At 38.6% G+C, this 12,454-nt stretch carries 10 protein-coding genes and 1 pseudogene; 3 read left to right on the top strand and 8 right to left on the bottom strand.

Annotated elements, in window-relative coordinates:
- Positions 1 to 128 precede the first annotated feature (128 nt).
- Positions 129 to 613, bottom strand: a pseudogene (locus P4S71_RS11025) (DciA family protein).
- A 72-nt stretch (positions 614 to 685) separates the two neighbouring features.
- Complete coding sequence (gene pmbA, locus P4S71_RS11020) at positions 686 to 2,035, bottom strand: metalloprotease PmbA (RefSeq protein ID WP_337150659.1); 1,350 nt, start codon at positions 2,033 to 2,035, stop codon at positions 686 to 688.
- 144 nt (positions 2,036 to 2,179) lie between these two features.
- Between pmbA and yjgA the strand changes: the two genes are divergently transcribed.
- The gene (yjgA, locus tag P4S71_RS11015; RefSeq protein WP_002959930.1) at positions 2,180 to 2,713 is read left to right on the top strand and encodes a ribosome biogenesis factor YjgA; all 534 of its coding nucleotides are present in this window, start codon (positions 2,180 to 2,182) and stop codon (positions 2,711 to 2,713) included.
- A gap of 123 nt (positions 2,714 to 2,836) precedes the next feature.
- The gene (hemN, locus tag P4S71_RS11010; protein ID WP_337150658.1) at positions 2,837 to 4,210 is read left to right on the top strand and encodes an oxygen-independent coproporphyrinogen III oxidase; all 1,374 of its coding nucleotides are present in this window, start codon (positions 2,837 to 2,839) and stop codon (positions 4,208 to 4,210) included.
- 76 nt (positions 4,211 to 4,286) lie between these two features.
- Here hemN and P4S71_RS11005 read toward each other — a convergent pair whose 3' ends face one another.
- From P4S71_RS11005 to P4S71_RS10995, 3 genes are all read right to left on the bottom strand, one after another.
- The gene (locus P4S71_RS11005; protein ID WP_337119758.1) at positions 4,287 to 4,802 is read right to left on the bottom strand and encodes a DUF2489 domain-containing protein; all 516 of its coding nucleotides are present in this window, start codon (positions 4,800 to 4,802) and stop codon (positions 4,287 to 4,289) included.
- A gap of 16 nt (positions 4,803 to 4,818) precedes the next feature.
- Positions 4,819 to 5,412, bottom strand: coding sequence for a Der GTPase-activating protein YihI (yihI, locus tag P4S71_RS11000; RefSeq protein WP_007377270.1), 594 nt, complete (start codon positions 5,410 to 5,412; stop codon positions 4,819 to 4,821).
- A 752-nt stretch (positions 5,413 to 6,164) separates the two neighbouring features.
- Positions 6,165 to 6,797 carry a c-type cytochrome gene (locus P4S71_RS10995; RefSeq protein WP_337150657.1) on the bottom strand — a complete coding sequence of 211 codons (633 nt, stop codon included), beginning with the start codon at positions 6,795 to 6,797 and terminating at the stop codon, positions 6,165 to 6,167.
- Positions 6,798 to 7,078: 281 nt separating this feature from the next.
- Here P4S71_RS10995 and yihA point away from each other — a divergent pair, with 281 nt between their 5' ends.
- A complete protein-coding gene (gene yihA / locus P4S71_RS10990) occupies positions 7,079 to 7,747 on the top strand; it encodes a ribosome biogenesis GTP-binding protein YihA/YsxC (protein ID WP_008137691.1) in 669 nt (222 codons plus the stop codon).
- 9 nt (positions 7,748 to 7,756) lie between these two features.
- Here the strand turns inward: yihA and P4S71_RS10985 are convergent, their stop codons facing one another.
- The 3 genes from P4S71_RS10985 to polA form a co-directional block, all read right to left on the bottom strand.
- Entirely contained in the window at positions 7,757 to 8,275 is a 519-nt protein-coding gene (locus P4S71_RS10985) for a DUF1285 domain-containing protein (protein ID WP_096792346.1), read from the bottom strand.
- Positions 8,259 to 8,858, bottom strand: a complete 600-nt coding sequence (locus P4S71_RS10980; protein WP_337150656.1) for a YceI family protein — start codon at positions 8,856 to 8,858, stop codon at positions 8,259 to 8,261. The genes P4S71_RS10985 and P4S71_RS10980 overlap by 17 nt, the downstream gene beginning before the upstream one ends.
- A 484-nt stretch (positions 8,859 to 9,342) precedes the next feature.
- A complete protein-coding gene (polA, locus tag P4S71_RS10975; protein WP_096792345.1) occupies positions 9,343 to 12,078 on the bottom strand; it encodes a DNA polymerase I in 2,736 nt (911 codons plus the stop codon).
- Positions 12,079 to 12,454: the final 376 nt, after the last annotated feature.

Raw genomic sequence — 12,454 nt, 5'->3', positions numbered from 1 at the left:
AAATAATAAAGCACACCACGCAGTATCATAAACCTCATTAAGCCAACAATAAAATGGAATATGTAACAAAGTATTTTGAATGCGGTGAGCTGCAAAATTAGCCCCACCAATAACAAGATGGTGGGTAGTTAAGGCTTGCTTTTATTTTTTCCGTGAAGCGCTAAACGCTCTAGTTTTTCTTTTAAAGAAGGGGTGCAGAAGATGCTATCGCGTTTAAGTAATCCGCTGTTTGCTCACTCATTTTACGTGAGTTGGTAACTGCAGGACTGCCCGACTTATTCGCTGTACTTAATCTTTGAGTTGCTTGAGGATTTGCAGTTATTTTTATTTGCCCGAGTTCTGCCATTCCGGCAGCTCTAAAATGTGAAAGCATATCCATTTTTAAATAATTAAGCCTAAGCGCGATAGGTGCAGACACGGCTTCTATCATTAGCGTACCGTCTCGGTAATTACTGACTCGGCATTTATCACCCAATTTAGGACCTAAAAAATCTTTAAGTAGTGTTTGCTGTGTATCAAGTGCTTGGCTTTTGCCTGCATAAGCCGATAAACGATTATTTAACCCCGCCATAATATCGGTTAGCGGTTTTGGTGCATATCTATCTTTAGCCATTTTACACCTCGTAAAAACTCACTTAGACCCAGAGATAATACTCTGAGTCTAAGTATACACTGCGTATTAATACTACGCGCCGGCTATTTGCATTTGCTCTATTAGTACTGAGCCTGTTTGAATACCACCACGGCTTTCTATATCACCACCAATGGCGGAAATACCTTTAAACATGTCTTTTAAATTACCAGCAATGGTAATTTCGCTTACCGGATATTGAATTTCACCATTTTCAACCCAAAAACCAGCAGCACCACGAGAGTAGTCACCCGTTACGGTATTTACGCCCTGCCCCATTAGCTCTGTAACTAATAAGCCAGTACCCATGGTTTTTAATAGTGCTGTTAAATCGTTATGAGTTTGCTCAACGAGCCAGTTATGTATACCGCCAGCATGTCCTGTTGGCATCATGTTCATTTTACGCGCAGCATAACTTGCTAATAAATAAGTTTGTAACTCGCCGCCTTGAATTATTTCTCTATCGAATGTTTTAACACCTTCGCTATCAAACGGTGACGATGCCAACCCTTTTAAAATATGTGGGCGCTCAGCAATATTCACACAATTACTAAATACCTGAGTGCCTAAGCTATCAAGTAAAAAACTTGATTTACGATAAAGCGCGCCACCACCAATTGCCGACACCAAGTGACCAAACAATGAATTTGCAATATCTGCTCTAAAAATAACAGGCACTTTCATTGTGCCTAACTTTTGGCTGTTTAATTTAGCTAAGGTTTCAGCTGCCGCTTCAAGACCCACTGCCGCAGCATCATTTAAACCAGCCTGATCGCGAGCAACTGTATAAGCAGAGTCGCGCTGCATGTGTTCGCCATCTTTACCTATTACCATAGTACTAATACTATGACGAGTGCGCGGAAAACCTGCAATTAAACCGTGGCTGTTACCATAAACACGTAATCCCTGATGCGATGAAAAACTCGCACCATCAGAGTTAACAATGCGCTCGTCTGCATTTAATGCAGCTTGCTCAGCAGCATGACAAAGCTCAATGCCTTCCTCAGGACTTACATCCCAAGGATGATATAAATCTAAATCTTTAGGATTAAATTCAAGTAACTCTTTATCAGCAACGCCGTTAAATGGGTCATCAGATGTAAATTTGGCTATATCAATCGCTTTTTCGACTACCGTGCGCAATGTTTTTGGATTTAAATCAGCCGTTGACGCCGAGCCTTTATTATTACCAACATATACACTAATGCCTAAGCCGCCGTCTTGGTTGAACTCAATGGTTTCTACTTCACCCATTCGTGTACTAACCGATAAACCAGACGTGCTAGACATCGCAGCTTCTGCAGCTGTAGCGCCTAATTTTTTAGCATGTTCGAGTACTTCTGCTACCGCATCTTTAACTTGCGATATTTGAGAATAAATTGGATCGTTTTGTTGGCTTTTCATAAATTAAGTCCTGAGCCTTAGAGGCATAATGCACGCATTTCTTATATTTAAATGCTAACACACTCAATGCATCACATCAGCTAATATTCCTAAGTATCATATTCATGTATAATGGCAAAAGTTATTTTTATTTAAGAGCACCCCATGGCAAAGAAAAAAGGCAAGCCTGCTGAAATTGAAGAAGAAATTGAATATGTATCAAGAACGGAGCTTAAACGCGAAGCGCAAGAGTTTCATCAGTTAGGTACTGAAATTGCCAAAATGGGTAAAAAACAGCGCGAACGCCTGCCATTAAATGACGATTTAAAAGAAGCGATGGTTGTTGCTGATAAAATAAGTAACAAAAGCGACGCGTATCGCCGCCACTTAAATTACATCGCTAAAACACTGCGTACTGTAGAAAACATTGATGATATTAAAGCGATTATCGATGTGATGCTTAATAAAAATAACCAAGCTGAAGTATTGGTCAAAAAAATTGAGCAATTACGTTCAGATTTAATTGAGCAAGGTGATGACCTTATCAATGAGACTATTGAGCAGTTTCCATCTCTTGATCGTCAACAAATGCGCCAATTGGTTCGAAATGCGGCAAAAGAAGCGAAAGCTGAAAAGCCGGGTAAAGGTTATAAAGAATTATTTCAATACCTTAAAGATGCTCATACTATTACGTATTAATTAGGTCGTATTAAGTTATATTTTATTAAAAAAGGTGCTTCGGCACCTTTTTTGTTATAGATCAAATCGCCTTCCTGAGTACTTTTTTATAATCCCCAATAAATAAATACTTAGGTGTGCGTGATGATTAAACTTCCACAATGGGATGAAACCCTAATAAACAAATATAATGTGTCTGGTCCGCGTTATACCTCTTATCCCACGGCTTTATCACTGCGTGACGGATATCAGCAACAAGACCTACTAAGCGCTATAGAATCGTCAACAAGTCGCTCTCTTTCTTTATATATTCACATCCCGTTTTGTAGTCAGCTTTGCTACTACTGTGGCTGTAATAAAATAATTACCCGTCATCAATCTAAGGCAGATACGTATCTCGACTTTTTAGCAAAAGAAATTACTGCCCAAGCGCCTTTATTTAAAAGCTACACGGTTGAGCAATTGCATCTAGGTGGCGGTACTCCCACCTTTTTAACCGCAAAACAAATGACCCGTTTAATTAAACTTTTAGAACAACACTTTAATTTTACACGCACAACAGAGCGCGGTATTGAAATAGACCCACGCTCACTTGCCGATAATATGCTTGTTGATTTAAGAATGCTTGGCTTTAACCGTGTCTCATTTGGGATTCAAGACTTTAACGACGACGTGCAACTTGCTGTTAATCGCCCGCAAAATGCAGATACCGTTAAGCAATTAATTACACAAGCTCGCGAGCTAGGATTTCAATCTATTAATGCAGATATGATTTACGGGCTACCTCTGCAAACGCCAGAGAGCTTTAAGAAAACTATAGAGCAACTTATTGAGTTAAGCCCTGACAGAGTATCAGTGTTTAACTACGCGCATTTACCAGAGCGCTTTGCTGCACAGCGTAAGATTAAAGATGCAGATTTACCCAGTGCTCATAATAAGCTCACCATGTTTAAAAATACGCTGGAGCAGATGACGCAAGCAGGCTATCAATTTATTGGTATGGACCATTTTGCAAAAACTGATAATGAACTAGCTGTTGCGCAAAATGAAGGCAAGTTACATCGTAACTTTCAAGGTTATACAACCCATGGAAATTGTGATTTATTAGGTTTAGGCGTGTCATCAATTTCACAAATTGGCACCGCCATTTTACAAAATCAAAAAGAATTAAAACATTATTACCACAACGTAGAAACACAGAGCGGCTGTGCGCTTAATAAAGGAATGCACTTAACACATGATGATGTAATTCGTGCTGATGCAATTAAACAGCTCATTTGCCAATTTGAATTAGATATACAAGACTTTAGTAAAAAACACGCGCTTATATTTAATGACTACTTTGAGGATGCATTAGTAGCGCTGGCGCCACTTATAAAAGATGAACTAGTCACCATAATTGATAATAAAATTAGCGTAACACCACGCGGAAACTTATTCATTCGTATTATTTGTATGTGCTTCGATGCTCATTTACAAAAACAAATAAATGCGACGCGTTTTTCAAGGGTGATTTAGCCTGAACTCTGGATAATAAATACATCGGCACAAAAAAAGCAGACCTAGGTCTGCTTTTTGTATTTAAGTTGTAGCTTTAATTAAAAACGACTTTATCGCTACCTGGAGCGGCTTTAAACTCGATAATAATTTTAGCGCAATCCGCTTTAACTTCATCTTTAAGTGTTTTTTCAGCTTGCCAGCGAGCCTTATCTAGCTTAAAAATCTCTTTTTTAGAGTATTTTTTACGTGCATCGTGCGTCGGCATTTCTTTAACTACCTGATACATTTTATAAATACCAGGATACTGCGTCGTTAAATCACGCTCGCTTTCAAAGGCATACTGAGACATAAGTACCCAAATACGTAAACAGCCTTCAGAAAACTCACACTGCTCTTCATTCATTGCACGTGCGATTAAATGAATACTATCGGCTAGTTTTGCGTTTCGCTTTAAACGCGACTTTTCAAGCTTTTGCTTTTGTTCAGCCTGCGTTTTAGCAATTAACTTTTTTTGCGCATTTAACTTATACAATAACTGACCTGCATAAAATGCCAAGCCAGCTATAATAGCAGCGCCTAAAAGTAAGGCTAAAATTACCGCGGTACTCATTAATTACCCTTATTAATTACTTGTCTTCTTCATCATCTAGCCATTCATTTGCTAGATCATTTGATAAATACTGATCAAAGTCAGAATTTGACTTGTCTTCATCACTAAAGTCATCTTCAAGCTCTGGTTCATCTTCGTCTTCAAGACCTAACAATTCACATAAAACTTGATGACGAGCAATGCGGCTATTAAAATATTTAGCATCTTTGCCTGTTAGTAATTCACCACCTTCATGGCGCTCAACTAATTTAAGTAAACGCACATCGTTCTCAAGCGCTTCAAGCTCTTGCTCTGGTGTAAACTCTGGCTGTACAACTTTTTTAAGCTCAATAGTTGGCTTCAGGTTACGTTTCATTTCTACTTTTGGTTCAACAGCAGTTGCAACCAATGGCACTGGTTTTTTACTACCAATACGCTTATCTCTAGAACCTGATTGTGAATTTTGGCTATCACCATTTAATGCATCCGGTGCATTACGCGAACCAGGCTTAGCGCCTTTGGTTTTTTTAACTCGTTGCTCTTTTAACGCACGCATCTCTTTAAGCTTATCTTGGCTTAAACGTACAGGTCCATTTGCTGGGCTTTTGCGTGACTTTTTCGTTCTACTCATATCTTGATCGTCTCACTTAAGAGGTTTTGAGCGAGGCGCAAATTAATGGGCATCGCAATGCTGGCATAGCCAGAAGAATTCAGTTTGCGCTTCAGAGGTTGGGCTTCTCTGTGTTATAGCGCCTAAACTAGCTTACTGCTAGTTATTAAACGGTGGGTATTGTAACAGGACAAATAAAAAGGCGGTAGAGAAAACATCTCTACCGCCTGCTAATCTGAGCGCCATTATCTGGACACTTCTCCCTTCGACTTTTTTTAGTCTTTATTATTTTTATTATTATTAGTCCGTATTGTTATTATTTTTACGTTCCTTGTAGCATTCCATTTTGTTTTTATTATTAAACTTCCATGAGTTTTTATTATTATCGGTCTTCCTGACTCTTTTTTATTATTTCCTTTAGTAGCACCAATCTTGTGCTATGTAGTCGTGCCGCGCTACTTTCCTTATAGCTATTTCCGTTTTTTTATTGTTTTTTTGCGACAGGGGTTAATCTACTCGTTAATAATTTTGTTACAACTAATTTATATCTTTTTTCTTACACTACATACATTAACAAATTTAACTTATTTTAAATTACAATGAGTTAATGAAAAAAATATTTAAAATAAGACTTTTCTTACACCACTGCATGGTCAATGTCTTACAAAGCATAACGGTAATATCGCTAATTTCGGACACAAAAAAAGCAGCTTAAGCTGCTTTTTTATACATATTGTAGTCTATTCATTAATTAAAAATAAATAAATACGACTTTAGTGTAAACCACCTAAGTACTGAGAAAGTACTTCAATGTCTTTATCTGTTAATTTTTTTGCAATATCGCCCATCATGCCATTTAGGTCATTATGACGTGTACCATCACGGAATTTTTCAAGCTGAGCTTTGATGTATCCTGGATGCTGAAAAGAAATTTTTGGAAACTTAGCAAGTGACGAACCGTTACCACGTGGACCATGACATGCTGCACATGATGGAATTCCACGCTCTGCATCGCCTGCTTTAAAAAGCATTTCGCCAACATCAACGACATCTTTAGGTGTAGCACCTTCGGTCATGTTCATTGAAGAAAAATAAGCTGCTAGATCTTTCATGTCTTGCTCGCTAAGTGGCATAGCCATAGCGCTCATTACTGGATCCATACGCCCTTCTTTGCCGCCTGACGTCATACCTAATTTTAAATCCTGAAGTTGCTTAAGGATATAATCTGGATGTTGACCTGCAATTTTAGGGTAAATATTAACCGGCGCATTACCGTCTGGGCCGTGACAAGCCGCACACGTTGCTGATTTTTCTTTACCTGCGTTTACATCGCCATCAAATGCTGTTGCGTTGCTTGCTGACAACGCACCAAGCAATATTGTTAAAGATAGTGCTATTTTTTTCATGGTGAATTCTCTGTTTCCGACCCTGTATCATCTACAATCGTGATGCTGTAATACATATATTCTACACGATAATAAATTCTCTGGCACGTTTTCTACACATATTAAGCTTATAATTTACAGGGTTTTGACTTAGATTAAGCTTTAACATGTTTTAAATGTACCATAGGTACTGTTTTTAGGTGGTTAAATACGCTTTTTAATACATCCTTTATAGTATAAAATACGTGCCCTGAGTGAATTTGGTTTACTCAACGTTATTTTTTTAAGTTTTAGGAGAGCCTGTGCTCAAATCTCGTATCAAATATAATACTGCGTCTTTCGTAACAAGCGCTCCCGACATTACTAAATTACCTGCTGATACGGGAATTGAAGTTGCGTTTGCCGGTCGTTCCAATGCAGGTAAGTCGAGTGCATTAAATGCATTAACCGATCAAAAGCTAGCACGTACAAGTAAAACACCTGGGCGTACCCAGCTAATCAATACATTCGATTTAGCGGATGTTGACGATATGCGCCTTATCGATTTGCCAGGCTATGGCTTTGCTAAAGTACCAATCGAAATGAAAAAGAAATGGCAAAAGTCGTTAGGCGAATACCTACAAAAGCGTCAAAGCTTAAAAGGTATTGTTATTTTAATGGATATTCGTCATCCATTAAAAGACTTAGACCGTGATTTAATTAATTGGGCAATTGGTAGTGAAATTCCAGTATTAGCACTATTAACTAAAGCCGACAAACTAAAGCAAGGCCCTCGTAAATCACAAGTACTGCAAGTTCGCCGTGAATTAAGCACGCTTGATGGGGATATTACAGTTCATGCATTTTCATCATTAAAAGGCACGGGTTTACCAGAAGTAGCTAAAAAGCTAGATGAATGGTTTTTAGGACCTGTGATTGCTATACCACCTACTGATGAAGTAGTCACTGACGAAACTAACCCAGAAGCTTAAGATCTGGTGTTAGGATAAATAAAACTGCTCTTTGGCAGATTTAATAAAATAGCCGAGCTTATCAGACTCGGCTTTTTCAGCCCACTGATAAAATACACTGCGTGAAACTCGCGCACTACACCCATACGGTAGCTTTAAATAAGGCACCTTTGAACCTTTGTAGTCTTTTATATGCAAGGGCTGCTGAGCGCTCACCAGCCACTGCCTAGCTAGATTATCAATACAACACAACACCTGTCCTTGCGCTGTATTTTCAAAACGCCAATCAACAATAATAAACGGCGCATCATCAACCGTTATTGTTATTTTTTCGACAGGTGTTTTTAAATAAAATTGCTCACCTTCTTTACACAATACAGAAGCAAACAACTTCACCATGGCTGGGCGTGTTATTTCGCTGCCATCGTAAAACCATTTCCCCTCATGATTAATAACAATTGGCAGCTCCCCACAATGGTTAGGCTGCCAACTATCAAAAGGTTTGCTTGGCTCGCTTAATTGCTTGCTAAGTTCACTTAAAGAAATCACTGTTTTTAAGTGTAATTGCAAACGTAACAGGTACTGCTGTTGCAATTGAAGGTAAACCCGCTAATTTTTGCAGTTGTTTAACGCCTTCAGTTACACCAAAATCACTACTATTAATAATAATAGGTGTTAATGATGATACGGTTAAATCGCCACTTTGCGTGCTATTAACGAGTACATCAATAGCCAATGATTTTTTATTACCATGAAAATCAAGTTCCGCTTCAATACCTTTCAATACATATTGACCAGATTTTTTAAGATTACTCAGCTCTTTAGTTAAATTTGCAGTTAAAACAGCATTGGGGAATTTAGCTGCTTCAAATAATATTGCTGTTAAACGCTCATTACGAATAGGAATTAGAGTTTCGGCTGATGTTAAATCAACATTAACGCTAAACTCACCTTTATCAGAAAGCATACCTTCAAGGTTAGTAAAATGGTGAGCTTCAGCAATCGAATCTTTTTTAATTGAAACAAAGCTTAGTTGGCTTTTATCATTCACTAGCTGCCAATCGGCCTGAGCAACATTAGAAATAACTAAACTTGATAAAGAAAAACCTGCAATAGCTAATGCTTTAAACATAACGCACTCCTTAGTAATAAAATGAAAATAATAATATTACTTTGATGGTATCACCTGCGATGTACCCAAACCACCTCGAAATGACGAATGAATAATACAATTGGTATAGCGCAATAAATAATTTTTTAGATAGGATTTTCAGGTGTAAAACAAAAAACGGCCCACCAAACAAGTTGGTAGGCCGGTATAGCAAACTGGGGAGAAGCTATCAATTTGTTGCACCCTTTCAGATGCATCATCAACAGGATGTCCTACAGGATAGGACAGGCGGGACTTTAACAAAAGCATGCATTAAAATACAATCATATTCCTGTAAAACAGCTCGAATTGACGAACATATAACGATTTAATACAAATAGTTGCTTAAATTAACCTTATTTTAACTAAAGCTTGCACATAGCTAATTGAATCGCTGTTATTCGCCCTTTTACTTAAACATAAAAAAAGCGCCAAAAGGCGCTTTAATTAAAATGCTCAAATTGCATTAATGGGCTTGTTCCCAGTTGTCACCCTCGTCGGCTTCAACAATAAGTGGCACATCAAGCGCTGCAGCTTGCGACATCAGTTCACAAATATGTTTTGTATATTCTGGTGCGCAGTCTGTTTTAATTTCAAATACTAATTCATCGTGTACTTGCATTAGTAGCTTAATCGTATTTGGCGCCTGTTCGTGTACCCAACGGTTAACACTCAGCATTGCTTTTTTAATAATATCGGCGGCAGTACCTTGCATTGGTGCGTTTATAGCAGCACGTTCGGCTCCTTTCCTGCGCGCGCCATTACGTGCGTTTATTTCTGGTAAATGTAGGCGGCGACCAAATATTGTTTCAACATAGCCATTTTCAGCTGCTTTTTCGCGTGTTGTTTCCATGTACTCTAATACACCTGGAAAACGCTCAAAGTATTTATCTATGTAATGCTGCGCTTCATGGCGTGGCACATCTAGTTGACGTGCTAAACCAAATGCCGACATACCATAAATTAAGCCAAAGTTTACTGCTTTCGCCTTGCGGCGCATATCGGTAGTTACATCATCAAGCTCTACACCAAATACTTCAGCGGCAGTTGCACTGTGTACATCTAAGCCGTTAGCAAATGCATTTAATAAACCTTTGTCTTGTGAAAGGTGCGCCATAATGCGCAGCTCAATTTGACTATAATCGGCAGCGACAATTTTATAACCATCTGCAGCTATAAACGCTTCACGAATTCGACGCCCTTCTTCTGAACGAATAGGAATATTTTGTAAATTAGGATCGGTTGAACTCAAGCGCCCCGTTGCAGTAATTGCCTGATGATAAGACGTATGTACACGCTGGGTTTTCTCATTCACCATTAATGGTAATTTATCGGTGTAAGTTGATTTAAGCTTTGATAAACCACGATGCTCTATAATTACTTTAGGTAGTGGATAATCATGAGCAAGCTCTTGCAATACTTCTTCTGCGGTAGAAGGTGCACCTTTAGGTGTTTTTTTGATGATAGGCAGGCCAAGCTTTTCAAACAACAATACTTGTAGTTGCTTAGGAGAGCTTAAATTAAATGGTTCGCCTGCTATTTCAAATGCTTCTTTTTCAAGTTCAATTAAACGCTCGCCTAATCGTTGGCTGTGCGCTGCAAGCATATTGCTATCTATTGCTACACCGGTTCGTTCAATATCAGAAATCACACTAACAAGTGGCATTTCTATATCTTCGAATACGGATTTTAGCTTTTCATCAGCCGCTATTTTTGGCCAAAGCACTTCATGTAGGCGCAAAGTAATATCGGCATCTTCTGCAGCATAAGGCGCAGCTTTTTCAAGTTCAATTTGGTTGAAGGTAAGTTGCTTTTTACCTTTGCCAGCAATATCTTCAAAGCTAATATTTTTATGGCCTAGATATTTAAGTGCTAGCGAGTCCATATCATGGCGTGTACCCACACTATTAAATACGTATGACTCAAGCATGGTGTCAAACTTAATACCATTTAGCGCAAAACCTGCATTCGCTAATACACTTTTGTCGTATTTAAGGTTTTGCCCTACTTTAGCTTTGTTTTCATCGGCCAAAATTGGACCTAGCTTTTGCATTACAAATTCAAGGCTTAGTTGATCAGGCGCACCTGGGTAGTCATGCGCTAGAGGTAAATACACAGCTTCACCCGCTTTTACGGCAAAACTCATACCCACTAATTGCGCTTTCATGTAATCAAGGCTGGTAGTTTCTGTATCAAATGCAAATAACTCGGCACTATTTAATTGCTCTATTAACGTATCAAATTGCGCTTGCGTTAAAATAGTTTCGTAATGAGCATCTTCTACTTTTGGTAATTCAGTGGCTTCGGTAGGTACAGCTAGATGTGTTTCTGCATCTTTAGGGTTATCTAGCAACTCAGCTAACCAACGACGGAATTCGCACTCACCATATAGTGCAATTAATTCGTCTTTATTTGGCTCTTGTAGTTTGAACGTATCAAGATCTGATTCGACTTCAACATCGCACTTAATTGTTGCAAGCTCGTAGCTTAAAGGCAGATGATCGAGAGCTGCAGCTAACTTTTCACCTATTTTACCCTTGATCTCACTTGCGTGATCCATTACACCTTGCAACGAGCCATATTTTTCTAACCACTTAACCGCCGTTTTAGGCCCACAACCTTCAACACCAGGGATGTTATCGACCTTATCGCCCATTAATGCTAAGTAATCAATAATAAGTTCAGGACCTACACCAAACTTTTCAACCACAGTAAGGGGATCTGAAATACTGTCGGTCATCGTGTTTATGAGCGTAACGTGTTCATTTACAAGTTGCGCCATATCTTTATCACCAGTGGAGACGAGTACATGTCGTTTTTGCTCTGATGCTATACGTGCAAATGTGCCAATAACATCATCGGCTTCAACACCTTCGATGCTAATTAGCGGAAAACCCATCGCTTTGATAATACTGTGTATTGGTGCTATTTGTGTGCGTAAGTCATCCGGCATAGGCGGACGATTTGCCTTATACTCGCTATACATGTCGTTACGGAATGTTTTGCCTTTTGCATCAAATATAACCACCATGTGTGAGGGATCATATTGTCTGATCAAGCTTTTAAGCATGTTGATCACGCCGTAAATAGCGCCCGTAGCCTCACCTTTAGAATTAGTTAAATGCGGCGGAGAATGATAAGCACGAAATAAATATGACGAGCCATCAACTAAAATAAGTGGGTTTTCGGGGATCTGAGCCATGGTGAATTTGGATCCTAAATGCAAAAAATTAAGGTGATTGTAAGCATGCCATAAGGTAGGAAATAAAACGACTGTGAATTATCAATCATTGTCTCATTTCAACTTGAGCAAGCTGTGGATAAGTATGTAGATAACAGCCACAAAAAATTCTTCCAAAGCATAATACAATGCCTAGAAAATACTTTAACTACATGTTTTTATTTAAAAAAGATAATACGAGGTTCTTTTTTTATTCTTTTAGACCAATGTGGAAAAAGGTTTTTTAACGACTACATCCGCTGTTACTCACTTCGATTATAGTCATCCAACCCAATAACCGGACGAGTATTCTAGCATAATGGATCAAAGATCATAGCGATCCTTTATACTTTTTTTC

The organism is Pseudoalteromonas sp. B62 (assembly GCF_037162565.1).
Lineage (GTDB): Bacteria > Pseudomonadota > Gammaproteobacteria > Enterobacterales > Alteromonadaceae > Pseudoalteromonas > Pseudoalteromonas fuliginea.
Note: the sequence above shows the minus strand (reverse complement) of the source record. Positions and strands in the feature narration are given on the sequence as shown.

Coding starts and splice junctions, on each gene's coding strand:
- pmbA (WP_337150659.1), bottom strand. CDS start 2,035: ATGAAAAGCCAACAAAACGATCCAATTTATTCTCAAATATCGCAAGTT.
- yjgA (WP_002959930.1), top strand. CDS start 2,180: ATGGCAAAGAAAAAAGGCAAGCCTGCTGAAATTGAAGAAGAAATTGAA.
- hemN (WP_337150658.1), top strand. CDS start 2,837: ATGATTAAACTTCCACAATGGGATGAAACCCTAATAAACAAATATAAT.
- P4S71_RS11005 (WP_337119758.1), bottom strand. CDS start 4,802: ATGAGTACCGCGGTAATTTTAGCCTTACTTTTAGGCGCTGCTATTATA.
- yihI (WP_007377270.1), bottom strand. CDS start 5,412: ATGAGTAGAACGAAAAAGTCACGCAAAAGCCCAGCAAATGGACCTGTA.
- P4S71_RS10995 (WP_337150657.1), bottom strand. CDS start 6,797: ATGAAAAAAATAGCACTATCTTTAACAATATTGCTTGGTGCGTTGTCA.
- P4S71_RS10980 (WP_337150656.1), bottom strand. CDS start 8,858: ATGTTTAAAGCATTAGCTATTGCAGGTTTTTCTTTATCAAGTTTAGTT.
- polA (WP_096792345.1), bottom strand. CDS start 12,078: ATGGCTCAGATCCCCGAAAACCCACTTATTTTAGTTGATGGCTCGTCA.